The following is a 22,870-nucleotide window of genomic DNA, read 5'->3' as shown; positions in this document are numbered from 1 at the left end:
TCCCGCGACGCCTGCACCCTGCCGGTCGGGGCGCTCGACCCGTCAGCCCTTCAACGCTCCGGCGGCGATGTTGGCGATGAAGTGGCGCGAGCCGATGATGAACACGCCGATGAGCGGGAACACGCTGATCACGGCGCCGGCCATCACCGCCCCGAGGTCGGTCGCGTTCACCGAGCTCAGTCCGGCCAGGGCCACCTGCAGGGTCTGTCCCTTCGGGTCGATGAGGACGATGAGCGGCCAGACGTAGTCGTTCCAGGCGGTGATGAACGTGAAGATGCCGAGGAACGCGAGCCCGCCGCGGAGCATCGGGACCGCCACCGACCACCAGGTGCGGAAGAACCCCGCTCCGTCCACCCGGGCCGAGTCGATGACCTCGTTCGGGATCGACGAGGTGGCGAACTGCCGGAGCAGGAAGATGCCGAACGCGTTCGCCGCCCCCGGGATGATGAGCGCCTGCAGGCCACCGATCCACCCGAGGTTCGCCATGAGCACGAAGCTCGGCACCAGCGACAGGCTGCCGGGCACCAGGAACGTGGCGAGCATGACGGTGAACAGTGTGCGCTTGAACGGGAACTCGTACTTCGCGAAAGCGAACGCTGCGAGCGAGTCGAACAGCATGACCAGGACGGCGGTGCTGCCGGCCACGAGCACGGTGTTCAGGAGTGCCCGCAGCATGTCGACGTTGCTGAAGACGGACGCCACGTTCGCGAGGGCGTTGTCCCCGAACCAGAGCGACGGCGGGTAGCCGAAGATCTCGGCGTTCGTCGACGTCGACATCACGAGGAGCCACCAGAACGGGAAGATCGACAGCAGCACCCCGATGATCAGGCAGAGGTGCGTGACGGCGGTCCCGAGCCAGCCGCGGCGGAACCCGCGGCCACGTTCGTTCCCCGCGGCGCCCGGTCGCCCGAGTGCCGCGGCGGTGTTGGTCGTCGTCGTGGTCGGTGTCGCGGTCATGCGTCGACCCCCTTCGTGCTGGTGCGGACCGTGCGGACCACGCGGAGTCGTCGTGGGGCCTTCAGGCCGTCGCGTTCACTGAGCAGACGCCAGTTGATGATCGCGAACACCACGGAGAACAGGAACAGCACCCAGGCGATCGCCGAGCCGTACCCGAAGTCGAACTGGTTGAACGCCTGCTCGTACTGGTAGAGCACGATCGTCATGCCGGCCTCGTCGGGGCCGCCCACCGCCTGCCCGTTGAACAGGATCTGCGGCTCCGTGAAGAGCCCGAGCCCACCGATCGTCGACGTGATGAGGGTGAACAGGATCACCGGGCGCAGCAGCGGCACGGTGATGCGCGAGAAGATCTGCCACGCGTTCGCGCCGTCCACCTTGGCGGCGTCGTACAACTCGGTCGAGATGGACTGCAGTCCGGCCAGGTAAATGATCGCGTTGTAGCCCGTCCAGCGCCAGATCACCATCACCGAGATGGTGACCTTGATGCCCCAGTACGACGACAGCCAGCCGACCGGGTCCGCGCCGAGTGCGCGCAGTGCCGCGTTCACCAGGCCGAAGCCGTCGGAGAACACCGAGCCGAACACGATCGCCATCGCGACCATGCTCGTGACGTTCGGCACGAAGAACGCGACGCGGTAGAAGCCCTTCGCCCGGATGTTGCCGTGCAGCAGGAACGCGAGCACGAGCGCGAGGAACAGCATCGGGATCGTCGACATCACCCAGATGAGGAACGTGTTGCCGACGGCGTTCCAGAACCGCGGGTCGCCGAGCAGGTACTGGTACTGGGCCAGACCGACGAACGCGGGGGAGCCGACCCCGTCCCAGTCGGTGAACGACAGCACGATCGAGAACACGATCGGGAACAGCCCGAACACCAGGAAGAGCACGTAGAACGGCGCGATCGCGACGTACTGCGGCCAGAACCGGCGGAGCCCGTACCGCTTGCCGGTCGCTGCGGTGGTGATGGAGGACGTCGGGGTCCCGACCACCGCGGGGATGCTCGTGGTCGGTGGTGCCTGCTTGGTGCTCATGCGCGGACCCCCCGCTTGTCGAGGACCCGGTTGGTCTGGTCGACGGCGTCCTGCCAGGCGCGGTCCGGGTCCTTGCCCCCGGCCTCGACGTTCGTGATCTCGGTCGCGAACGCACCGATGAACCGTTCGGAGTTCGAGATGTACGTCACCGGGACGTCCATCGCCGAGGCGTTGAAGAACGCCAGCGGGTCCTGGTCGCCGAAGTAGTCGCCGGGCTTCCGCATGATCCCGTTGTCGAACGACGCCGGGGTGGAGGGGAACAGCTGGATGTCGTTGTACGTGTGCGACTGCACCTCGGGCGAGGTGATCCACTGCGCGAACGCGGCGGCCGCGGCCGGGTCCTTCGAGGTCTTCGGGACGGCGAGGAACGACCCGCCGCTGTTGCCCGGGCGATCCGGTTGCCGGGCGACCCGCCACGTACCGGCGGCGTCGGGAGCAGTGTCGTGGATGACCTGCGTCCACCACGCTCCCTCGATCTGTCCTGCGACCCGGCCGGACACCCACCCGGCGTTCTGGTCAGTGCCGGACTGCAGGTTGCCGGTGAGGCCGGAACGGACGCAGGCGACGGCGTTCTCCCACGCCTGCCGCACCGAGCTGTCGTCCTGCTCGAAGACCGGCTGGTCGTCGCGGTCGAAGTACCGCGTGGGGCTGGCGTAGATGTACTGGTTGAAGAGCTGGTTTGCGGTGATGACCGTCGCGGCGTCCGCACCCTTCCGGATCTTCGCGCCGAAGGAGCGGAACCCGTCCCACGTCGCGATCGCGTCAGAGACCTCGTCCGGGTCGGTCGGCAGCCCGGCCTTCGCCAGGACGTCCTGCCGGTAGAAGAAGCCGGTCGGTCCGGTGTCGACGGGCCAGAAGCACTGCCGGCCGCTCGGCGTCCGGCCGAGCGCGCTCTTCCAGTCGTAGTACTCGTCCCGCTTCGCCGCGCCGCCGTGGTCATCGAAGTCGGTGAACAGGTCTTCGTCGGGGAAGTACAGCCAGCAGTTCGAGTTGACCATGAGGACGTCGGGGATGAACGCGTTCCCGGCGAGTGCCGTCCGGAACTTGGTGTCGTACGAGGCGCCGCCGATCAGGTCGGGGCGGAGCCGCTTGGACCCCTGCCCGGCGATCCCCCCGGCGGCCTGCCGCAGGAACTTCGGGTCGAGCGACCGGTTCCAGTACCAGAGGACGAGTTCGTCAGGGTCCTTGGAGATGGCGGTGCTCGTGGAGCACCCGGCCAACAAGGCGGTGGTGGCGAGGGCTCCGAGGGCACCTGCGCCGGCGAGGAACCCCCGCCTGCTGAGACTGATCGATGGAGATGACGTCACGAAACTACCTGCTCTCGTCGTTGAGATCGGGTTGGAAACAGCGATACCGGGTCCCCGGAGCGTTCGACCGTGAACGCTCACGAAGTGGTCCAGAGCATCCTCTGTGAGACACGCCGTGTCAAGCACTTCCGCATTGATCCGCCGGGCGTGTGGCACTAGCGTCGTCGTGACCGTGAAGGTTCACGAGACGACAAGGATCCGCATGTCAGCGCAGACCGCGAACACCGCCAGCACCCCGACTCCGACGGTCGCCGACCGCCCCGGCTGGGCCGTCCTCGGCCCCGGGGGCATCGCCCGCCGCTTCCTCTCCCAGCTGCCCGCGAGCGGTGGTGCCCTGGTGGCCGCCGGCAGCTCGTCCACCGAGCGGGCGCAGACCTTCGCCGACGAAGCCGCGCAGCTCGGGTTCGCCGACGTCTCCGCTGCGACGTACGACGAGGTCCTCGCCGACCCGCGCGTCGACGCCGTGTACGTCTCGACCGTGCACACCGGGCACGCGCGGCTCGTCCTCGCCGCGCTCGAGGCCGGCAAGGCCGTCCTGTGCGAGAAGCCCCTCGCCCCGAACCACGGCACCGCCATGGCGCTCGCCGATGCCGCACGCCAGGCCGGCCTGCCGCTGGTCGAGGCGTTCATGTACCGCTTCCACCCGCAGACCGCCGCACTGCTCGACCTCGTGCGGGACGGCGTGATCGGCGAGGTCACGCACATCGACGCCTCGTTCGCGTTCCGGACCGGTGAGCGGACCGGCCGACTGTTCGACGTCGACACGGCCGGCGGCGGGATCCTCGACGTCGGCGGGTACCCGGTGACGATGGCCGCCGCGATCGTGCAGGCCGCGACCGGTGTCGCCGTCGCCGAGCCGACGGAGCTCACCGCCACCGGCACCCTCGGGCCGACCGGTGTCGACGAGTGGACCGTCGCGCAGCTGACCTACCGCGGCGGCATCACGGCGTCCGTCCGCACCGGCGTCTTCGTGCAGGACGACAACGCGGTCGCGGCGTACGGCACGCGCGGTCGCCTCCTGCTCGCCGACCCGTGGACCCTCGGCGCCGACCCGACGATCGAGGTGCACACCGTCGACGAGGATCCGCGCACGCTGTCCTTCGCCGGCGAGCACCCCTACGCACGTGAGGCCGACGCCACCACCGACGCCCTGCGTGCCGGTGCGGTCGAGGCAGCACAGATGACGATCGACGAGTCGCTCGCGACCGCCCGCACCCTCGACAAGTGGCGCGCCGCGATCGGCCTGCGCTACCCGTTCGAGGCCGAGTCCGCCGACATCCCCACCGTGAGCGGTCGGCCGCTCCGGGTGCAGGACGGCAACCCCATGCAGTACGGCGAGATCCCGGGTGTCGGCAAGCGGCTGTCGCGCCTGGTGATGGGCGTCGACAACCAGCCCGACCTCGCCCACGCCAGCGCGATCTTCGACCTGTTCGTCGAGCAGGGCGGCAACGTCTTCGACACCGGCTACATCTACGGCGGCGGTGTGCTCGAGGGTCGGCTCGGCAAGTGGATCCAGAACCGCGGCATCCGCGAGGACGTTGTCGTCATCACGAAGGGTGCGCACACGCCGTTCTGCGACCCGGAGTCCCTGACGAAGCAGCTGCTCGAGAGCCTCGAGCGCCAGGGCACCGACTACGCGGACATCTACATGATGCACCGCGACAACCCGGACATCCCGGTGGGGGAGTTCGTCGACGTCCTCGACGAGCACCGCCGCGCTGGCCGCATCCGCGTGTACGGCGGGTCGAACTGGACGCCGGCACGCTTCGACGAGGCCAACGCCTACGCACGGGCGAACGGGAAGCACGAGTTCGAGGTCCTCAGCAACCACTTCGGCCTGGCCGAGGCCTACGACGTGCCGTGGGACGGCTGCGAGCACGCGACCGACGCCGCGTCGAAGGCGTGGCTCGAGGAGCGTCAGGTCCCGCTGCTGCCGTGGTCGTCGCAGGCCCGCGGCTTCTTCGCCGGCCGTGCGACGCCGGAGGACACCAGCGATGCCGAGCTCGTCCGCTGCTACTACAGCGACGAGAACTTCGAGCGGCTCCGTCGCGCGCGGGAGCTCGGCGACCGGTTCGGCGTCCCCGCCACGGCGATCGCCCTGGCGTACGTGCTCAACCAGCCGTTCCCGACGTTCCCGCTCTTCGGACCGCGTACGATCGCGGAAGCCCGATCGTCCATGACGGGCCTCTCCGTCGACCTCACCCCGGAACAGGTGGCATGGCTGGACCTCCGCGACTGACCCAGTCGCCACCGGACGGCCCGCACTCCGGCGGCCGCGCGACGATCATCGACGTCGCCGCGGCCGCCGGGGTGTCCCGGCAGACCGTCACCCGCGCGATGAACGGCATGTCCGGCATCAGCGCGACCACGAAGGAACGGGTGCTCGCCGTCGCGGCGTCGCTCGACTACCGGCCGTCGCGGTTCGGCCGCGGGCTGGTCACCGGCGGCGACCACCAGCTCGGGCTCGTCGTGAACGACCTGCGGAACCCGTACACGCCCCAGCTCGCGTCCGCCGTGTTCCGGCTCGCCGCCGAGCAGGGGTGGAACGTCATGCTCGCCGACGTCGACCTGGCGAGTGACGCCGACCGGATGGTCCAGGCGCTCGGTGCGCAGACCGACGTGGTCATCGGTTACCTCGGCTCGCGCCGGCACCGGTGGAGCGAGCTCCTCGGCAACGTGCCGATGGTCGAGCTCGACCCGTCCTCCGACCCGCCCACGGCTGCGGTGTGGATCGACCCCGCCGACGCGATCGAGGCCCTTGCCGACCACCTGGTGGCGACCGGGGTGCGGCACCCCGTCGTGCTCGACAACTCGTCACCGGACCACACGAGCGCGCGCGGCCTGCTCATGCTGGACGCGCTGCGCCGCCGCGGCTACCTGCCGGAGCTCCTGCACGCGCCGCACGGCACCGCCGAGTGCGGTGCCGACGAGACGGTGCGGATCCTGGCTCGGAAGCGCCGACTCGACGCGATCCTGGCCTTCAACGACGTGATGGCGCTCGGCGTGCTGCAGGCCTGCCGCCGCGCGGGCGTCGACGTCCCCGGTGAGGTCCGGGTCGTCGGCGTCGACGGCCTGCCGCTCGGCGCTCTCGTGTCGCCGATGCTGACGACCCTGGCGGTCGACCTCGATGCCGTCGCGCGCGAGGCCCTCGCGCTCGCGCTCGGCATGCTCGCCGGTGAGCTGCCGCGGCACGGCGCCGCAGTGCAGCGCACCGTGCGCCACAGCCTGCTGGTCCGCGACTCCGCCTGACGACGGCTGGCCCGCACGCCCCGCCCGCCCCGGTCTCGCCGGCCCAGCCCTGCCCCCGAGGTTCCGAAATCTCGGCAGGTCGGCGCTCAGGCCGCCCGACATCGGAACCCGGGCGGCGACCACGCGGCGTGTTGTGGAACCCCGGCACTGGAACCCCGGCACCGAAAACCCGGCACCGGACGCAGGTCGTGCCGTCGCCTCAGCCTCCCGCCCTGGGCGGGACCAGCCGTCGGACGGGAGGCCCGTGGCGAGCCCGCCACGGGCCTCCCGTCCGCCTGTTGGTTGCATTTGCAACCATAACCGTCCAGACGGTACACTGACGGAGTCCTGACGGGGCGCGTGTCCATCCCGCGTCCCGTCTCGTCTGCCCCACGCACCGCCCGCCGTCGACCAGGTCCGGCTCGAAGTCCCAGGAGTCCGCCGTGTCCGCACTGCTCACCAGTCCCATCGCCACCCGCGTCACCGGCAGCCGCGCCCGACGGTTCCTCACGCTCGCCGTGCTGATGCTGCCGGTGCTGCTCATCTCGGTGGACAACACCGTGCTGAGCTTCGCGCTGCCGTCGATCAGCCGTGCGCTCAACCCGGACGCCACCACGCAGCTCTGGATCGTCGACGCGTACCCGCTCGTCCTGGCCGGGCTGCTCGTCGTGATGGGCAGCATCGGTGACCGCATCGGCCGCCGTCGGATCCTGGTGATCGGGGCCACCGGCTTCGCGCTGTTCTCCGTCGCCGCGGCCTTCGCGATCGACGCCTGGATGCTCGTCGCCGCCCGGATCGCGATGGGGGTGTTCGGCGCGATGCTCATGCCCGCGACACTCTCGATCATCCGCAACGTCTTCGTCGACGCGGGGGAGCGGCGGATGGCGCTGGCCGTCTGGTCGACCATGTTCGCGGCCGGCAACGCCCTCGGTCCGCTCGTCGGTGGCACGCTGCTCGCGCACTTCCACTGGGGCAGCGTCTTCCTGGTCGCGGTGCCGATCCTCGTGCTCATGCTCGTCGGCGTCCCGTTCTGCGTGCCGGAGTCGCGCGACCCGATGCCGGGGCCGGTCGACGTGCCGAGCATGTTCCTGTCCCTCGGCGCGCTGGCGCCGATCGCCTGGGCGATCAAGTCGTTCGTGCACCCGGAGGAGCGCGGGTTCGCCGTCGCGATGCTCGCCGTCGGCGTCGTGTGCGGTATCGCGTTCGTCCGCCGACAGCTGCGGTCCCGTACGCCGATGCTCGACCTGCGCCTGTTCCGCAGCACGGCGTTCACCGGCAGCGTGCTCATGAACCTGATGGCGATGTTCTCGCTGACCGGCTTCCTGTTCTTCATCGCGCAGCACCTGCAGCTCGTGGCGGGGCTCGACCCGTTCGCCTCCGGCGTCGTGCTGATCCCCGGATCGGTGCTCACGATCGTCGCCGGCCTCGCGGTGGTGCCGGTCGTCGCACGGGTCGCACCGCGCTGGGTCGTGTCGGTGTCCCTGCTGTTCTCGGCCGCGGCGTACGCCCTCGTGGCGGTCCTCGGACACCACGCGTCGATCGCGGCGCTGGCCTTCGCGTTCGTGCTGCTCGGCATCGGGATCGGCGCATCCGAGACCGTCACGAACGACCTCATCATCTCGACCGCTCCGGCGGACAAGGCCGGTGCCGCGTCGGCGATGTCCGAGACGGCGTACGAGATCGGTGCGGTCCTCGGCACGGCCGTCCTCGGCACGATCCTGGCGACCACCTACCGGGCACACGTCGTGGTGCCGGGCGGGCTGAGCTCGACGGCGCACACCGCTGCCCAGGAGACGCTCGGTGGTGCGGTGTCCGCCGCGTCGTCCCTCGGCGGCGGCGCCGGCCAGGCGCTCCTCGAGTCGGCACGGGCAGCGTTCGACTCCGGCGTGACGATCACGGCCGGCGTCGCCGCGGTGCTCATGGTGATCGCTGCCGCAGGCGCCGTCGTCATGCTCAAGCGCCGCTGACGCGCGCCGCTTCGTGAGCCGCTGACGCGCGCTGCTTCGTGAGCGGAATTGGTCGGGTTGCGCCACGCGACCCGACCATTTCTGCTCACGAAGTCATCGCCACGGCGCGCCCGGGAGCCGTCGAACCTGTGAATCGTTGACCTCAACCATGGTTCAGGTCATACGTTGGGACATGCCCGCCCAGTGACGGCACACCCCCGCGCGAAGGAACGACGACGAACACCATGCCCGACGAAGCCCCGGCGAACATCGCCGAAGCGTACAAGTCCGCGTTCCGCGGGCACCCGGCCGGCGTCGCCGTCATCACCGCCGAGGGGCCGGACGGTCCGACCGGACTCACCGCCTCGAGCGTCGCGAGCGTGGCTGTGGACCCGCCGGTCCTCGTCTTCTCGCTGTCCACGAACTCCGGGTCCGCCGGGGTCGTGCTCGGCGCTCCGGTCTTCGTCGTGCACCTGGTCGACTCGCTCAGCGTGGCGCTCGCCCGGCGGTTCGCCTCGACCGGCAGCCCGACCGCTGACGACCCGATCTGGGGCACCCTGCCCTCGGGTGACCGCTACCTGCCCAGTGCCGCGAGCGCGCTGCGGTGCCGCCCGCTCTCCACGACCCCGATCGGCAGCTCGACCGTCGTCGTCGCCGAGGTCCTCGACATCGTCGTCGGCCTCGAGCACGGCGAGCCGCTGGTCTACCACAACCGGGAATTCCACTCCCTCACCGATCGTTCCCGGCTCTCGTGAGCCGCGGAATCCCATCCGCAACCCACTGATCGAAAGGACCTCACATGGCTGAGTACACCCTGCCGGAGCTGCCGTACGACTACGCCGCACTCGAGCCGCACATCAGCGGCAAGATCATGCAGCTGCACCACGACAAGCACCACCAGGCCTACGTGACCGGAGCGAACACTGCGCTGCAGCAGCTCGGTGAAGCACGCGAGTCGGGCAACTTCGGTGCGATCAACAAGCTCGAGAAGGACCTGGCGTTCCACCTCGGTGGCCACGTCAACCACTCGATCTTCTGGACCAACCTCGGCCCGGACACGAAGGTCCCCGAGGGCGAGCTCGCCGCGGCGATCGACGAGTTCTTCGGCTCGTTCGACACCTTCAAGGCGCAGTTCGCCGCCGTCGCGAACGGCATCCAGGGCTCCGGCTGGGCCGTCCTGGCCTGGGACACCGTCGGCCAGAAGCTGACCACGTTCCAGCTGTTCGACCAGCAGGCGAACGTGCCGTTCGGCCTCGTGCCGATCTTCCTGCTCGACATGTGGGAGCACGCCTTCTACCTCGACTACCTCAACGTCAAGGCGGACTACGTGAAGGCCGTCTGGAACATCGTCGACTGGGAGAACGTCGCGGCTCGCTTCGCCAACGCGAAGTCGCAGTCGTTCGTGACGCTCTGATCCACCGACCGCGGGTCGCGTGACGCGACCGACGGACGAACGGGAGGCACGGTGCCAGCTGGCACCGTGCCTCCCGTTCGTGCATCACGCCGCGGTGACTGCCGCGCCGGCGGCGAGCCGGTCGGCGATCGCCCGGAGCGCGGCGTCGGTGTCGGCGCGCTCGCGGTCGACGATCGCGGTCCACTGGGCACCGCGGGCAGTCGTCACGGCGTCGCGTGCGACGCGCTCGGCGGCCTCGGCGTCGTAGCCGTGTGCGCGGCACCACGCGGCGACCGCTGCCACGTGGTCCCGGTGCAGACCGCGTTGCCGGACCCGGCCGTCCATCGCCTCGACGGACCCGAGCTCGAAGGTGAGTCGGGCCGCGAGTGCTCGGTGCGGGTCGTCGAGGCGACCGAAGCTGGTCACCAAGTAGCTAGCGAGGGCGGAGCGGTCTGCCGCGGGATCGAGCGCAGCATGGCAGACCGTGTCGGCCAGGTGCACGACCACGGAGTCGATGAGGGCGTCGCGGGAGCCGAAGTGGTAGACGATCGGGTACGCGCTGGTGCCCAGGATGCGCCCGAGGCTGCGGACCGAGACGTCCTCGAGCTTGGTGTCCAGCAGGTGCAGGGTGACCTTCTCGAGGATCGCCGGCTTGAGCGTCGGGTCGGGCTTCCGGGGCATGGCATCTCCGTCGGATCGTCGGCGGCGGGCACACGACCCGCCACGTGGTGGCATTGCGTATGTTACCGGTCGGGTGAGGCGATTGGCTACCACGACGAGGGTCCGTGCGGTCCCGAAAACGGAGCTTTACTCGGTTCCCCGTACACTGGAGCAGATGTCCATGCCGCAAGAGGCCTCCGTGCCCGTGTCGCAGCCCGAGGGGACCCGTGCCGGACGGGTGGTCGCGGGCCGCCGTCGTGGCGCCGGAAAACGGTTCCTGGTCATCGGCGACGTCCTGGACGGTGTGCTCGTGCAGACGACCGCGCACACCATCGGGGTGCACGACCCCGCCGCCGTGATCCGCCACCGACCGACGGGTGCCGCCGGCAACACCGCCGCCTGGCTCGGCTGGCTCGGTGCCGAGGTGGACCTCGTCGCGCGGGTCGGTGTCGACGACGTCTACCGGCACGAGCGCTCGTTGGAGGACGCCGGTGTCCGCCCGCACCTGCGCTACGACGCGATGACCTCCACCGGGGTCGTGGTGTCCGTGCGCAACGACAGCGGCCGCGCGGCGATGTCCGACCCGGCCGCGAGCGGGAAGCTCACGGCTGCCGACGTCCCCGAGGCCGTGGCCCGACGCGCGGACATCGTGCACCTGACCGGGCACGCGATGCTCGGTGGCGGCGCCGACCGCATCGCATCGCTGGTCGCACGCGCCCGGACCGGGTCGGCTCGGGTGTCGCTCGACCCGTCCTCGGCGGCCATCGTCCGGTCGGTCGGAGCTCCTGCCTTCCTCGAGGCCCTCGTCGGCGTCGACGTCCTCTTCCCCGGCCGGCAGGAGGCCCTCGAACTGACCGGGACGACCGACCTCGACGACGCGGTGCGGCGACTGACCGAGCACGTGCCGCTCGTGGTGGTCACGGTGGGCGCCGACGGCGTGCTGGTGGGGCGACGCGGACGGAGCGTGCACCGCGTCCCCGCGACGCCGGCCACGGTCGTCGACACCGTCGGCGCCGGTGACGCGTTCGCCGCGGGCTTCGTGCGTGCCTGGGCGACCGATTCCGTGCGCGTCGGAGCGGCTGCACGTGAGGGCACGCGCGTCGCGGCCCGAGCACTCGGGTTCGTGGGGGGTCGCCCACCGGTGTGACGGGCAGTCGTCAGACCGGTACCGACACGGACCTGGCCGGCCCGTCGCGTGCGGTCCGGTGTGTCAGTGCTCGGCGGGCTCCGCCACGACGGTGAGGGTCTGGACGCGTCCTGCCGCGCCAGGGGCGAGCCGGATCTCGACGCGCAGGCGCCCGCAGGTGCCGGGCAGCCACCACCGCAGGTGCGACGGCGCCGACGACTGCTCGGCGACGGGAGCGGCGGTCAGGTCGGCACCCACCTCGGCCACCGCCGCCGCGATCGCCCGCCGGCGTCGGTCGTAGGGGTCGTCCATCGCCACGTTCGGCGTGCAGACCGCGTCCGCCACGGCGTCCTGCCAGTCGGCCAGGAGGCCCGTCACGGCAGCCTGCGCCGCTCGCGTCGCCCGGACGGTCGGCTGGGCGCCGGGGCGGCGCACCGGTCCGGTCGTCGTGTCGGCGCGCCCGTCGGACGCCGCCGGACTCGTTGCGTCCAGGAGCAGGTCGTGTGCCTGCTGGGCAGCGGCGGAGACCTTCGCCTGCGTGGCGTTCTCGAACGCGACGACACCGAGGCCGGTCTGCGCGGACCAGCGCATGTGTGCCGAGAACCCCGGGTAGCCGCCGGAGTGCGAGACGAGTTCGCCGAACCGGGCGTCCTGTTCGACGAACAGCCCGAAGCCGTAGGCCGTGGCGCGTGACGAGCCGGGGACGACGGACGACGGCACGACCCGCATCGCCTGCTGCATGAGCCGGCGGTCGGCGGGGGAGACCGGGCCGGGTTCCGGGGTGTCGGAGGACGCCGATCCGAGGTGCGTGGCCCACCGTGCGAGGTCGCGGACGGTGGAGAACAGTCCGCCGATCGACGAGAACGCACCCGGGCCGGTCATCGGCAGGGGCTCCCAGTCGCCGTCGTGCGGGCGGAACCCGGTGACGACCGGTCCCTGCGCCTCGGCCGCGCTGAACACCGTGTGGTCGAGACCGAGCGGTCGGAGCACGGTGTCATGTGCTGCCTGGGTGAACGGACGGCCGGTGACGACGGCGACGACCCGACCGAGCAGCGCGTAGCCGAGGTTCGAGTACGCGAACCGGGTGCCGGGCACGGAGTCGAACAGCAGACCGCCGCGCAGGACGTCGTCGAGCTCGGCGTCGCTGATCGACTCCTGCCGGTCCGCCCAGGGGTCGTCGGTGGGGAAGCCGGCCGACATGGTCAGCAGCATCCGCACGGTCGGCACGGGGGAGTCCGGTGTGGGCAGGGGCACCGCGCCGAACGCCGGGACGAACGCGGTGATCGGCGCGTCGAGGTCCAGTCGGCCGTCGGACACCAGCGTCAGCAGCGTCGCCGCGGTGACGCTCTTCGTGCACGATGCGATCCGGTAGACGGTGTCGGCGTCCGGCCGCTGCCCGTCGCCGCGGTCGCCGTGGCCCCCGGAAGTGACGAGACCCGTCCGGTCGAACACACCCCACGCACTGCTCGGCGCGACGCCACGGTCGACACGGTCACAGAAGAGCGCGTCGACCTGCGCGACGGCGGTGTCCCACGGGCTCATGACCGACGCATCTCGGCGTACGCGTCGAGCGCGCGCTGCCGGGTCGCCTTGAGGTCGACCATCGGCTCGGGCCGGAGCTCCTCCGACGGCACCCACCGGTGCACGTACTCGCGGTGCGGGTCGAAGCGCTCGAGCTGCCGGTCGGGGTTGAACACCCGGAAGTACGGCGCCGCGTCGAAGCCCGACCCGGCGACCCACTGCCAGTTCGCGGCGTTGTTGGCGGAGTCGGCGTCGACGAGGGTGTCCCAGAACCACTGCTCGCCCACCCGCCAGTCGACGAGCAGGTTCTTGACGAGGAAGCTCGCGGTCGCCAACCGGACACGGTTGTGCATGGCGCCGGAGTGCCACAGCTCGCGCATACCGGCGTCGACGAGGTCGAACCCGGTCGTCCCGGTGCGCCACCGGTCGACCTCGGCATCGGGGGCGTCCCGCCACGGGAACGCGTCGAACTCACGACGCACGTTCACCGTCGTGATGTCCTCGCAGTGGAAGTACTCGTTCCAGTTGAACTCGCGCCAGGCCAGCTGTCGCAGGAAGGCGGAGGCGTTCTGGCGCTGCTCGGGCTCGAGCGCTCCGTGCAGCCGGTGCCACACCTGGTACGGGCTGACCTCGCCCCAGCGCAGGTGCGGGGACAGGTCGCTCGTGGCGGCCATGGCGGGTTCGTCGCGCTGGTCGTAGTCCTCGAGCGCATGGGTGACGAAGTGCTCGAGCCGCTGGTGTGCGCCGTGCTCGCCGGGCTCCCAGGCATCGCGGAGTCCGCCGGCCCAGTCGGGGCGGGTCGGCAGGAGGTCCCACTGGCTCAGGTCGTCGCTCGCGACGCGGGCAGGGGCGGGCAGGTCGCGGGGCTTCGGGAGCGGGTGCCGTGGTTCCGGCATCGCCTGGGCAGCGCGCCAGAACGGGGTGAACACCTTGTACGGCTCGCCCTGTCCGGTGCGGACGGTCCACGGTTCCCAGAGCAGGCTCGCCGCGAAGCTGTGCGCCTCGATGCCGCGGTCGTGCAGGGCGCTCTTGATGCCGGCGTCGACCTCGCGCTCGGCTGGACCGTACCGACGGTTCCAGAACACGGCGTCGGCACCGGTGTCGGCGACGAGGGTGTCGATCACCGCGGCGGCCGCACCCCGTCGCAGCACCAGCCGCGAGTCACGGTCACGCAGTTCGCCGTCCAGCGCGGTGAGCGAGTGGTGGAGCCACCAACGGCTCGCCGCGCCCGCGGGACGGATGCCGGGGGATTCGTCGTCGAGGACGTAGACCACCGTGACGTCGCCGCCGTGGTCGATCGCGGCACGAAGTGCGGGGTTGTCGGCCAGCCGCAGGTCGTCGCGGAGCCAGACCAGTGCGCCGGTCACACCGCTGCCGGGTCCGACTCGGAGACCGACCGCGCGACGGCCCGTCGGCCCGGGGCGGTGCCGACCGCGAGGCGCAGCTTCGTGCAGAGCTCGGTGAGCGTGCGGAGTTCGGCGTCGGACAGTCCGGCGCCGACCTGCTGCGCGATGCTCGCCGCGTGCTGCACGGCCACCTGGCGGTAGACGTCGAACCCGTGCGGGGTGAGGGCCACGATGACGCCGCGGGCATCGGACGGATCCGGCTGCTTCTCGACGATCCCGCGGGCGAGCAGGCGATCGACCAGACGGCTCACGCTCGGCTGGGTGAGGAGCAGGTGGCCGGTGAGGTCACGCATGCGGCAGCGTCGACCGGGCTGCGTCGACAGGTTGAAGCAGACGTCGTACTCGTTGAAGGAGATCTCGCCGCCGGGGAAGTCCGCGTTGAGGCTCCGCATCACGGTGACCTGGGCGCGGAACAGTGATTCCCAGGCAGCGACGGCGGTCGCCTTCTCGCTGCGGCGTGACTCGCTCACGATGGCGCTCCCCTCTGGTCGGACGGTCCGTCCACACTACCGACGGCCCCCGACAGGCGCGGGTTCGACATGCATGCGCTCCGACATGCACGAGGGCCGGCCGCTCTTCCGAGCGACCGGCCCTCTCCCTTGCACCAAGAGTTTCCTGCAATCACATTCCGCAGGCGGTGCCACAGCAAACACCGTCTGCACCACCGACTGTATAACGAAGCGGTAACGGCGCGCTAGCCTCCCCGTGCGTCGTTCGCTGCGAGTTCACCAAGAGCGACCGATCAGGATCAGAAGAGGTCGGGCGACGGCGTCGAGGCGTAGCGCACGGCCACGTCGGCGTGCCGGTCGAACCGGTAGCCCACGCCGCGGACGGTGCGGACGATCTCCTCGAACGCGCCGAGCTTGGAGCGGAGACGACGCACGTGCACGTCGATGGTGCGCTCGTTCGGGGTCTCGTCCTCGCCGTCCGACCACAGGCCGTCGATGATGGCCGAGCGGTCCACCGTCTGGCCCTCGCGCAGCACCAGGAACTGCAGGAGTTCGAACTCCTTGTAGGTCAGGGGTGCTGCGTCGCCGTCGAGCGTGACGCGCTTGCGGGAGATGTCGATGACGACCCCGGTCTCCTCCGGCTCGGGCTTCTCGGCCTGCTTGCGGGCGGCGACCGCGGACCGGTCCTGCAGGGCCAGTCGGACGACGTCGACGTCACGGCCACCGGACTGCTCCGCGGCGACGGCGACGGCCGCGTAGGTCTCCGAGTTCGGCACCAGCTGCGCGGTCAGTGCCTTCAGCTGCTCGACGACGGCTGCGAGCGTCGTGCCGGCCGCTGCCGCCTTCGCCTCGTCGATCCCGACGTAGAGCGCGAAGCCACGGGCCTCGGTGCCCTCGGGCAGGGAGCGGTTGCGCTGCGGTGCGACGACCGGGCTGGTCGGCACGCTCGTCTGTCCGGTCGTGGCCGGTGTCGCGGGACGCGGACGGATCGGGGTGACCGTCCCGAGGTCGGTCGGCGCCGGAGCGGCGGTGCGGAGCGCGGTGCGGGGCTGGGCGATGGTGAGCGACATGGTGGTTCTCCGGGCGATGTGGCCGGTGCGCGTGTGGCGCTGGCGGCGGTGTCGAATGCGTCGACCCGGGTACGGCTGGATGCCGATGTGCCCTGCGGTCCTGCTGCGGACCGGGGCGGACCCGGGGGAACGGGAGACAGACCTCGTGACGTGGTGCGCGTCGCCGACGGTGTCCGTCACCCGGGGATCACACGCTCGCGACCGGGGTGGTGTCGCGGGGGATCCGGCTGGAACGGGTGCCGATCAGGCACACATTCGACAACGCATGACGGCGACCGGCATCATCATGCCGGCAGTCCCCTGGACCTCGGAGAGGACGCGGGTGGACACGGTTGCAGTCATGGGACGAGTATCGGCGGTATACCAAGGTGGTGTCAACCGTCCGAGCAGACGGTGCGTTCCGCGCACCGGTGGCGGTGGACCGGGCTGACGGACGACGGGAGGCCCGTGGCGGTGTCGCCACGGGCCTCCCGTCGATCGTCGGTGACGTCGACTGCCTACTCGGCCAGACCGTAGAGGCGGTCGCCGGCGTCGCCGAGACCGGGGACGATGTACCCGTTCTCGTCGAGCTTCTCGTCGAGGGCACCGAGGACGATCGAGACGTTGCGGTCACCGACGGCCTCTTCGACCATGGCGAGCCCCTCCGGTGCACCGAGGATGCACACGCAGGTGATCTCCTCGGCACCGCGTGCGAACAGGAAGTCGATGGCAGCAGCGAGGGTCCCACCGGTGGCCAGCATCGGGTCGAGCACGAAGCACTGGCGGCCGGACAGGTCGTCGGGCAGGCGCTCGGCGTAGGTCTGCGGCTCGAGCGTCTCCTCGTTGCGGGCCATGCCGAGGAACCCGACCTCGGCCGTCGGCACGAGCTTGACCATCCCCTCGAGCATGCCGAGGCCGGCACGCAGGATCGGGACGACGAGCGGACGCGGCTTGGCGATCGAGACGCCCATGGTGTGCGCCACGGGGGTGTCGATCGGCGTCGCGGTGACTCGGACGTTCCGCGTGGCCTCGTACGCGAGGAGCGTGACGAGCTCTTCGGTCAGGGCGCGGAACGTGGGGGAGGGTGTGGTCCGGTCGCGGAGCACCGAGAGCTTGTGGGTGATGAGCGGGTGGTCGGCGACGTGGACTCGCATAGGGTCGAGCCTACCGTGCTGCCGACCACCTGGAGGTCCCGTGGAAGCGCCCGCTGCCCGTCCGTTCGTCCCGGCGATGGAGCGCGCGCTCGACGAGGCCCGGGCCTGCGTGGCGACCGGCGACGTGCCCGTGGGGGCGGTGGTGCTCGACCGCGACGGCGTCGTCGTCGCCGTCGGCCGGAACGAGCGCGAGGCGCTGCAGGACCCGACCGCCCACGCCGAGGTACTGGCGCTCCGCGCGGCCGCTGCGGTCACGGGGGACTGGCACCTCGACGAGCACACGCTCGTCGTGACCCTCGAGCCGTGCCCGATGTGCGCCGGGGCGATCCTGGCCGCACGTGTGCCGCGGGTCGTGTTCGGTGCCTGGGACCCGAAGGCGGGCGCGACCGGCAGCGTCTACGACATCGCCAGGGACCGCCGGCTGCCGCACCGTTCCGAGGTCGTCGGCGGCGTGCTCGAACGCGAGTGCGCCGCGCTGCTCGACGCGTTCTTCAGTCTGCGGCGAGGATGACGATCGCCTCGGTCGGCGGGCGCGGACCGGTGCGGAGCACGTCGGGCTCGACGTAGATGACCCGGGCGATCGGCACCGCGGAGCGCACCCGCTGCTCGACCGTGTCGATGCCCGCGGCGACGTCCCCCAGGCGGCGGTCGCCGTCGACGGCGACCTTCACGCCGACCATCAGCTCGTCCGGACCCAGGTACAGGGTCTTGATGTGGATGATCGAGTCGACCTCCGGGCCGTCGAGCACCGCGTGCTTGATCCGCTCGACGTCGGCGGCGGTCGCGCCTTCCCCGACGAGGAGGCTCTTCGTCTCGATGCCCAGGACGACGGCGACGGCGATGAGCAGTGCGGCGATGAAGATCGTGCCGATCGCGTCGAAGACGCCGTTGCCGGTGATCGCGGTCAGCCCGACGCCGAAGAGCGCGAACACCAGGCCGAGCAGTGCCGCGGTGTCCTCGAGCATGACGACGGGCAGCTCCGGGGCCTTGGCGCGGCGGACGAACTGGACCCAGCTGAGCGTGCCCTTCTGCGGCCGGGCCTCCTTCAGTGCGGTGCGGAGCGAGAAGCCCTCGAGCCCGATCGCGATGACGAGCACGACGAGCGGCAGCCACCAGTTCTCGAGCGGGTGCGGGTGGGCGAGCTTCTCGATGCCCTCGTAGAGCGAGAAGACGCCGCCGACGGAGAACAGGATGATCGAGACGACGAACGCGTAGACGTAGCGCTCGCGGCCGTAGCCGAACGGGTGTTCCTCGTCGGCGGCGCGGCGCGCCCGGCGACCACCGAGCAGCAGGAGGAGCTGGTTCGCGGAGTCGGCCAGGGAGTGCACGCCCTCGGCCAGCATCGACGCGGACCCGCTGATCGCCGCCGCGACGAACTTCACGATCGCGATGCCGACGTTCGCACCGAGTGCGGCGAGGATCGCCTTCGTGCCTCCTGAAGCGCTCACAGCTGTCCCCTTCTCCCGATCTGGAAGACGATCCTAGGCGAGGCCGGTCGGTAGGGTCGGGAGCATGACGATCGACCTGCCCCGTACCGCCCTGCTCGGCGTCGGCTCCATGTCCGGCTCGGTCCTCGACGGCCTGCTCGCCGCCGGACTCGACCCGGCGACCGTGACCCTCACGACGAAGTCCGAGGCGTCGGCGGCCGCCCACCGGGAGCGCGGGCTCGACGCCACCGCGAGCGACACCGACGCCGACGCGAACCGCTCGGCCGTCCGTGGTGCGGCACTCGTCGTCGTCGGTGTGAAGCCGTACGTGATCGCGGACCTGCTCGACGAGGTCGCCGCCGACCTGGAGCCCGGTGCGGTGCTGGTCAGCGTGGCGGTCGGCACCACCACCGCGAGCATGGAGGCGCGGGTGCCGGCCGGGGTCCGCGTCGTCCGGGCGCTGCCGAACACGCCGATCGGCGTCGGCCACGGCGTCACCGGGATCAGCGCCGGGGCGTCGGCGGACGCCGAGGCCGTCGCGCTCGCGTCGTCGGTGTTCACGGCGTCAGGACGGGTGCTCGAGGTGCCCGAGGCGCAGCTCGACGCCCTGTCGGCGGTGTCCGGCTCGGGCCCGGCCTACGTCTTCCTGCTCGTCGAGGAGTGGCAGCGTGCCGCCGAGGCGCTCGGCTTCACCCCGGAGCAGGCGGCCGCGATGGTGCAGGGCACGCTCCGGGGTGCCGTCGAGCTGCTCGAGCGGTCGGATCGCGGACCCGCAGACCTGCGGCGTGCCGTCACGAGCCCGAAGGGCACCACCGAGCGGGCCGTCGCGGTGCTGCAGGACGCCGACCTCGCCGACACGTTCCTGCGCGCGTCGCGCGCGGCGATCGCGCGTGCGGAGGAGATCGCGGCGTCGTAGACGCGTCCGGGACTACTCGTAGGCGGCGAAGCGCTCCAGGTCCGTCTCGGAACCCGAGACGATGATCACGTCGTTCTCGCCGATGATGCTCTCCGGGGTCGCCGGCACGAACGGGCTGCCCGGCGGCTTGATGCCGAGCACCGTCAGGCCGAACCGCGTGCGGATCACCGTGGTCGCGAGGTCCTTGCCGCGCACCGCCCGCGGCGGGAACATCTTCACCACCGCGAAGTCGTCGTCGAACTCGATGAAGTCGAGCATGCGTCCGGACACCAGGTGCGCCGTGCGCTCGCCGGCCTCGCGCTCCGGGTAGACGACGTGGTTCGCGCCGATGCGGGACAGGATCGTGCCGTGCGACCGGCTGATGGCCTTCGCCCAGATCTGCGGGATGCCGAGGTCGACCAAGTTCGCGGTGATCAGCACGCTCGACTCCAGGTCGCTGCCCGTGCCGACGACCGCGATCGCGAAGTCCTGCGCACCGATCTGGCGCAGGGCGTCGATGTCCGTCGCGTCGGCCTGCACGGCGTGCGTGACCCGGTCGGACCACTTCTGCACGAGGCCCGGGTCGGTGTCGACGACCAGCACCTCGCGGTCCTGCCGTTCGAGCTGACCGGCGGTGGCGGCGCCGAACCGGCCGAGGCCGATGACGAGCACGGGTGCGTCGTGACTGATCGCACCCATCGGGTGCGGGGGACGGGTTCGGTCAGCCAACGATCGGCCTCTCCTCGGGACGGCGGAACAGTTGCCGGATCTGACTCGCGGCCAGGGCTGCGGCGATGGTCACTGTACCGACCCGGCCGAGGAACATGGTGGCGGCCAGGACGTACTTGCCGGACTCGGGCAGGTTCGCGGACACACCCGAGGACAGCCCACTGGTCGAGAACGCCGAGATCACCTCGAACAGGACACGGTCGAGCGAATCGTCCGTGATCTGCAGGAGCACCACGGTCGCGACGGCCACGATCGTCGCCCCCCAGAGCACGATGGCGACCGCGACCCGCAGCACGTCGCTCGGGATGCGGCGGCCGAACGCCTCCATGCTCTGCCGGCCCCGGGCCTCGGCGACCGCGGCGAGGAACAGCACGGCGAGCGTCGTGACCTTGATGCCGCCGGCGGTCGAGGCCGACCCGCCGCCGATGAACATGAGCATGTCGGTGACGAGCAGGCTCGAGCCGTTCAGCTGGTCGAAGTCGACGAGCGAGAAGCCACCGGACCGGGTCATCGTCGACAGGAAGAGGGCCTGGAACGCGGTCCGGCCGGCACCCTCCTCGCCGAAGGTCGTCGGGTTCGACGCCTCGAGCGCGGTGTAGACGATCGCACCGCCGATGAGCAGGACGGCGCTCGTTGCCAGCGTGAGCTTGACGTGGATGGGCCAGCGGCGCGGCGTGCGGAGCTGCTTCGTCAGGGTGCGGATGACCGGGAACCCGATCGACCCCGCGACCACACCGATCATCAGGAGCGTCAGGAACCAGTAGTCGTGGGCGAACGGGTCGAGGCCGTCCGCGTTCGGCGAGAAGCCCGTGTTCGTGAACGCCATGGCGGCGTAGTAGAAGGAGTCGCCGACCGCGGTCCAGAACGGGATGCCGGCGATCAGCACGGACGGCAGCAGCAACAGGCCGAGGACGATCTCGATCGACAGGGTGCTCACGGCGACCGTCGCGAGCAGGGTGCCGACCTCGCCGAGGCGGACGGCCTGCCCCTCGGGGACCGCCCCGTGGTGGGTGCGGAGCGGGTTCGAGTCGCCAGCGGCCATCAGCTTCGCGCGGAGCCCGAGCTTGCGGGTCACGAAGAGCCCGAGGATCGACGCGAAGGTCAGGACGCCCACCGCACCGATCTGCGTCCCGATCACCACGAGGACCTTGCCGAACACCGACCAGTGCGTGGCCATGTCGACGGTCGCGAGGCCCGTGACGCAGACCACCGAGGCCGCCGTGAACAGCGCGTCGGAGAAGTGCGTGCCGGTCCCGTCGGCCGCCGCCCACGGGGTCATGAACAGCGTCGTGAACACGAAGATGAGGGCGACGAAGACCAGGATCGCCAGACGCGACGGCGACGAGCGCAGGACCGTCGCGATCCGTCCGCCCCGCCGTCGGGTGACGGCCGCGTGCCGCAGGTGCGGCTCGGTACGGTCGAGCATCGTATGCCTCCGAGGACATGGGCCGGGACGGTTCGTCATGGTACATCCGTGGTGCCCCGGCTAGCCTTGCCCGCATGGCCGACATCTTCTCCGTCGTGGCGGACCCCACGAGGCGCGAGCTGCTCGGGACCCTCCTCGCCGCGTACGGATCGGACGTCACCGGCGGGGAACTCAGCGTCGGGCAACTGGTCGAACGACTGGGCGTCAGCCAGCCGACGGTGTCGAAGCACCTCCGGGTCCTGCGCGACATCGGACTCGTCACCAGCCGTGAAGAAGGGCAGCACCGCTTCTACCGGCTCGACCCGGAACCGCTCGTGTCGCTGGAGGACTGGGTCCTGCCGTTCACCGGCGCGGTCGACGCCGACGGCATGCCCGCGACCACGGCCTGGACCCCCGACGGTCAGCCCGTGTCCGTCCGCCGCAACGGTGCTGCCGGCAAGACCACCGTCGAGGTCGGGACCGAGCTCGGGCGTGTCATGGCCGAGGCGTCCTACCGGGCCACCGCGGCGATCTCCGGTGCGCAGCAGGGCTGGGAGCGTGTCGTCGACCGCAGTCGCAAGCGCTTCACCCGCCGCGGCGACGAAGACTGAGCCTGGACACTGGGTCGCACGCGCCTCTACAGTTGCCAGTGACCACACAGGTCACACCAAACCCGTGCGCGGATCGCGTGCGAGCCACCGAAGGCGGATCATGACCGGCAGTTTCGACGACGTGCGCTTCCTCACCGTCGCTGAGGTCGCCGAGATGATGCGTGTCTCGAAGATGACCGTGTACCGCATGGTCCACGCCGGTGAGCTCCCCGCCATCCGTTTCGGCCGGTCCTTCCGTGTCCCCGAGTCAGCCGTCGCCGACGTGCTGCGCGGCGGCATCGCAGACGTCGGCTGAGCGCACACCCGTCCGTTCCGGGCGCGTTCGACATCGCGTCAGCCCTCCGGTAGACTCGGCCGGGTTGATTTTCCGCGGTCTCGACGGCCCGGTGTCCGATACATCAGCACAGTCCGAGCGAGGTCCACATGGGTTCTGTCATCAAGAAGCGTCGCAAGCGCATGGCGAAGAAGAAGCACCGCAAGCTGCTTCGCAAGACGCGCCACCAGCGTCGCAACAAGAAGTAGGCCCCGAGCCTGCAGCGTCAAGCCCCGGTTCGCCGGGGCTTTCGCATTCCCCAG

Annotated in this window: 23 protein-coding genes; 11 read left to right on the top strand and 12 right to left on the bottom strand. The window is 70.8% G+C overall.

The window, feature by feature from the left end:
* Positions 1-42 precede the first annotated feature (42 nt).
* From EDF48_RS08395 to EDF48_RS08385, 3 genes are read right to left on the bottom strand one after another with little or no spacing between them, the layout of a single operon-like run.
* Positions 43-957, bottom strand: a complete 915-nt coding sequence (locus EDF48_RS08395; RefSeq protein ID WP_123938594.1) for a carbohydrate ABC transporter permease — start codon at positions 955-957, stop codon at positions 43-45.
* Entirely contained in the window at positions 954-1,988 is a 1,035-nt protein-coding gene (locus EDF48_RS08390; RefSeq protein ID WP_131879335.1) for a sugar ABC transporter permease, read from the bottom strand. Before EDF48_RS08390 ends, EDF48_RS08395 begins: the two co-directional genes overlap by 4 nt.
* The gene (locus EDF48_RS08385) at positions 1,985-3,295 is read right to left on the bottom strand and encodes an ABC transporter substrate-binding protein (RefSeq protein ID WP_235036058.1); all 1,311 of its coding nucleotides are present in this window, start codon (positions 3,293-3,295) and stop codon (positions 1,985-1,987) included. Before EDF48_RS08385 ends, EDF48_RS08390 begins: the two co-directional genes overlap by 4 nt.
* A gap of 202 nt (positions 3,296-3,497) precedes the next feature.
* Here EDF48_RS08385 and EDF48_RS08380 point away from each other — a divergent pair, with 202 nt between their 5' ends.
* From EDF48_RS08380 to EDF48_RS08360, 5 genes are all read left to right on the top strand, one after another.
* Positions 3,498-5,534 (top strand): aldo/keto reductase, encoded by a 2,037-nt coding sequence (locus tag EDF48_RS08380; RefSeq protein ID WP_131879333.1) that lies wholly within the window; start codon positions 3,498-3,500, stop codon positions 5,532-5,534.
* Positions 5,513-6,544, top strand: coding sequence for a LacI family DNA-binding transcriptional regulator (locus EDF48_RS08375; RefSeq protein WP_131879331.1), 1,032 nt, complete (start codon positions 5,513-5,515; stop codon positions 6,542-6,544). Before EDF48_RS08380 ends, EDF48_RS08375 begins: the two co-directional genes overlap by 22 nt.
* 422 nt (positions 6,545-6,966) lie before the next feature.
* Positions 6,967-8,490, top strand: a complete 1,524-nt coding sequence (locus EDF48_RS08370) for an MFS transporter (RefSeq protein ID WP_131879329.1) — start codon at positions 6,967-6,969, stop codon at positions 8,488-8,490.
* Between the two features lie 224 nt (positions 8,491-8,714).
* Positions 8,715-9,224 carry a flavin reductase family protein gene (locus EDF48_RS08365; protein ID WP_111084301.1) on the top strand — a complete coding sequence of 170 codons (510 nt, stop codon included), beginning with the start codon at positions 8,715-8,717 and terminating at the stop codon, positions 9,222-9,224.
* A 44-nt stretch (positions 9,225-9,268) separates the two neighbouring features.
* Positions 9,269-9,883: a superoxide dismutase gene (locus tag EDF48_RS08360; protein WP_111084300.1), complete on the top strand. Its 615-nt coding sequence runs from the start codon at positions 9,269-9,271 to the stop codon at positions 9,881-9,883.
* 84 nt (positions 9,884-9,967) lie between these two features.
* Here EDF48_RS08360 and EDF48_RS08355 read toward each other — a convergent pair whose 3' ends face one another.
* Positions 9,968-10,543 carry a hypothetical protein gene (locus tag EDF48_RS08355; RefSeq protein WP_131879327.1) on the bottom strand — a complete coding sequence of 192 codons (576 nt, stop codon included), beginning with the start codon at positions 10,541-10,543 and terminating at the stop codon, positions 9,968-9,970.
* A gap of 154 nt (positions 10,544-10,697) precedes the next feature.
* On the opposite strand from EDF48_RS08355, the gene EDF48_RS08350 reads away from it, so the two are divergent.
* Entirely contained in the window at positions 10,698-11,669 is a 972-nt protein-coding gene (locus EDF48_RS08350) for a PfkB family carbohydrate kinase (RefSeq protein ID WP_165932356.1), read from the top strand.
* Positions 11,670-11,732: 63 nt separating this feature from the next.
* Here EDF48_RS08350 and EDF48_RS08345 read toward each other — a convergent pair whose 3' ends face one another.
* From EDF48_RS08345 to upp, 5 genes are all read right to left on the bottom strand, one after another.
* Positions 11,733-13,190 carry a serine hydrolase domain-containing protein gene (locus EDF48_RS08345; protein WP_131879323.1) on the bottom strand — a complete coding sequence of 486 codons (1,458 nt, stop codon included), beginning with the start codon at positions 13,188-13,190 and terminating at the stop codon, positions 11,733-11,735.
* A complete protein-coding gene (locus tag EDF48_RS08340; RefSeq protein WP_131879322.1) occupies positions 13,187-14,536 on the bottom strand; it encodes a deoxyribodipyrimidine photo-lyase in 1,350 nt (449 codons plus the stop codon). Before EDF48_RS08340 ends, EDF48_RS08345 begins: the two co-directional genes overlap by 4 nt.
* Positions 14,533-15,045 carry a MarR family winged helix-turn-helix transcriptional regulator gene (locus EDF48_RS08335; RefSeq protein WP_123338832.1) on the bottom strand — a complete coding sequence of 171 codons (513 nt, stop codon included), beginning with the start codon at positions 15,043-15,045 and terminating at the stop codon, positions 14,533-14,535. The genes EDF48_RS08340 and EDF48_RS08335 overlap by 4 nt, the downstream gene beginning before the upstream one ends.
* A gap of 278 nt (positions 15,046-15,323) precedes the next feature.
* Positions 15,324-16,094, bottom strand: a complete 771-nt coding sequence (locus EDF48_RS08330) for a winged helix-turn-helix domain-containing protein (protein WP_123292081.1) — start codon at positions 16,092-16,094, stop codon at positions 15,324-15,326.
* 497 nt (positions 16,095-16,591) lie between these two features.
* Positions 16,592-17,227 (bottom strand): uracil phosphoribosyltransferase, encoded by a 636-nt coding sequence (gene upp / locus EDF48_RS08325; protein ID WP_111084293.1) that lies wholly within the window; start codon positions 17,225-17,227, stop codon positions 16,592-16,594.
* Between the two features lie 76 nt (positions 17,228-17,303).
* Here upp and EDF48_RS08320 point away from each other — a divergent pair, with 76 nt between their 5' ends.
* On the top strand, positions 17,304-17,738 hold the full coding sequence (locus EDF48_RS08320; RefSeq protein WP_131879565.1) for a nucleoside deaminase: 435 nt from the start codon (positions 17,304-17,306) through the stop codon (positions 17,736-17,738).
* Here EDF48_RS08320 and EDF48_RS08315 read toward each other — a convergent pair.
* Positions 17,719-18,675, bottom strand: coding sequence for a cation diffusion facilitator family transporter (locus EDF48_RS08315; RefSeq protein WP_123292082.1), 957 nt, complete (start codon positions 18,673-18,675; stop codon positions 17,719-17,721). The genes EDF48_RS08320 and EDF48_RS08315 overlap by 20 nt on opposite strands.
* A gap of 64 nt (positions 18,676-18,739) precedes the next feature.
* Between EDF48_RS08315 and proC the strand changes: the two genes are divergently transcribed.
* Positions 18,740-19,570: a pyrroline-5-carboxylate reductase gene (proC, locus tag EDF48_RS08310; protein ID WP_131879320.1), complete on the top strand. Its 831-nt coding sequence runs from the start codon at positions 18,740-18,742 to the stop codon at positions 19,568-19,570.
* 12 nt (positions 19,571-19,582) lie between these two features.
* Here the strand turns inward: proC and EDF48_RS08305 are convergent, their stop codons facing one another.
* Positions 19,583-20,248: a TrkA family potassium uptake protein gene (locus EDF48_RS08305; protein WP_111084290.1), complete on the bottom strand. Its 666-nt coding sequence runs from the start codon at positions 20,246-20,248 to the stop codon at positions 19,583-19,585.
* Between the two features lie 22 nt (positions 20,249-20,270).
* Entirely contained in the window at positions 20,271-21,704 is a 1,434-nt protein-coding gene (locus EDF48_RS08300) for a potassium transporter TrkG (protein ID WP_131879318.1), read from the bottom strand.
* A gap of 74 nt (positions 21,705-21,778) precedes the next feature.
* On the opposite strand from EDF48_RS08300, the gene EDF48_RS08295 reads away from it, so the two are divergent.
* The 3 genes from EDF48_RS08295 (at position 21,779) to EDF48_RS08285 (ending at position 22,816) form a co-directional block, all read left to right on the top strand.
* Positions 21,779-22,294, top strand: a complete 516-nt coding sequence (locus EDF48_RS08295; RefSeq protein ID WP_123292085.1) for a metalloregulator ArsR/SmtB family transcription factor — start codon at positions 21,779-21,781, stop codon at positions 22,292-22,294.
* A gap of 100 nt (positions 22,295-22,394) precedes the next feature.
* A complete protein-coding gene (locus tag EDF48_RS08290) occupies positions 22,395-22,589 on the top strand; it encodes a helix-turn-helix domain-containing protein (protein ID WP_022902482.1) in 195 nt (64 codons plus the stop codon).
* 128 nt (positions 22,590-22,717) lie between these two features.
* Positions 22,718-22,816: an AURKAIP1/COX24 domain-containing protein gene (locus tag EDF48_RS08285; RefSeq protein ID WP_003792170.1), complete on the top strand. Its 99-nt coding sequence runs from the start codon at positions 22,718-22,720 to the stop codon at positions 22,814-22,816.
* The last annotated feature ends 54 nt before the right edge of the window (positions 22,817-22,870 follow it).

This window comes from Curtobacterium sp. PhB191 (assembly GCF_004346515.1).
In the GTDB taxonomy this organism is placed as follows: Bacteria; Actinomycetota; Actinomycetes; order Actinomycetales; family Microbacteriaceae; genus Curtobacterium.
The sequence above is the reverse complement of the archived record's forward strand: the minus strand, read 5'-3'. Positions and strand labels throughout refer to the sequence as shown.

Excerpts from the sequence above, each read along its gene's own strand:
- EDF48_RS08300 (WP_131879318.1), bottom strand. The coding sequence starts at position 21,704 with ATGCTCGACCGTACCGAGCCGCACCTGCGGCACGCGGCCGTCACCCGA.
- EDF48_RS08360 (WP_111084300.1), top strand. The coding sequence starts at position 9,269 with ATGGCTGAGTACACCCTGCCGGAGCTGCCGTACGACTACGCCGCACTC.
- EDF48_RS08320 (WP_131879565.1), top strand. The coding sequence starts at position 17,304 with ATGGAGCGCGCGCTCGACGAGGCCCGGGCCTGCGTGGCGACCGGCGAC.
- EDF48_RS08285 (WP_003792170.1), top strand. The coding sequence starts at position 22,718 with ATGGGTTCTGTCATCAAGAAGCGTCGCAAGCGCATGGCGAAGAAGAAG.
- EDF48_RS08345 (WP_131879323.1), bottom strand. The coding sequence starts at position 13,190 with ATGAGCCCGTGGGACACCGCCGTCGCGCAGGTCGACGCGCTCTTCTGT.
- EDF48_RS08390 (WP_131879335.1), bottom strand. The coding sequence starts at position 1,988 with ATGAGCACCAAGCAGGCACCACCGACCACGAGCATCCCCGCGGTGGTC.
- proC (WP_131879320.1), top strand. The coding sequence starts at position 18,740 with ATGACGATCGACCTGCCCCGTACCGCCCTGCTCGGCGTCGGCTCCATG.
- EDF48_RS08355 (WP_131879327.1), bottom strand. The coding sequence starts at position 10,543 with ATGCCCCGGAAGCCCGACCCGACGCTCAAGCCGGCGATCCTCGAGAAG.
- EDF48_RS08380 (WP_131879333.1), top strand. The coding sequence starts at position 3,498 with ATGTCAGCGCAGACCGCGAACACCGCCAGCACCCCGACTCCGACGGTC.
- EDF48_RS08395 (WP_123938594.1), bottom strand. The coding sequence starts at position 957 with ATGACCGCGACACCGACCACGACGACGACCAACACCGCCGCGGCACTC.
- EDF48_RS08365 (WP_111084301.1), top strand. The coding sequence starts at position 8,715 with ATGCCCGACGAAGCCCCGGCGAACATCGCCGAAGCGTACAAGTCCGCG.
- EDF48_RS08350 (WP_165932356.1), top strand. The coding sequence starts at position 10,698 with ATGTCCATGCCGCAAGAGGCCTCCGTGCCCGTGTCGCAGCCCGAGGGG.
- EDF48_RS08305 (WP_111084290.1), bottom strand. The coding sequence starts at position 20,248 with ATGGGTGCGATCAGTCACGACGCACCCGTGCTCGTCATCGGCCTCGGC.
- EDF48_RS08375 (WP_131879331.1), top strand. The coding sequence starts at position 5,513 with ATGGCTGGACCTCCGCGACTGACCCAGTCGCCACCGGACGGCCCGCAC.
- EDF48_RS08290 (WP_022902482.1), top strand. The coding sequence starts at position 22,395 with ATGACCGGCAGTTTCGACGACGTGCGCTTCCTCACCGTCGCTGAGGTC.
- upp (WP_111084293.1), bottom strand. The coding sequence starts at position 17,227 with ATGCGAGTCCACGTCGCCGACCACCCGCTCATCACCCACAAGCTCTCG.
- EDF48_RS08295 (WP_123292085.1), top strand. The coding sequence starts at position 21,779 with ATGGCCGACATCTTCTCCGTCGTGGCGGACCCCACGAGGCGCGAGCTG.
- EDF48_RS08330 (WP_123292081.1), bottom strand. The coding sequence starts at position 16,094 with ATGTCGCTCACCATCGCCCAGCCCCGCACCGCGCTCCGCACCGCCGCT.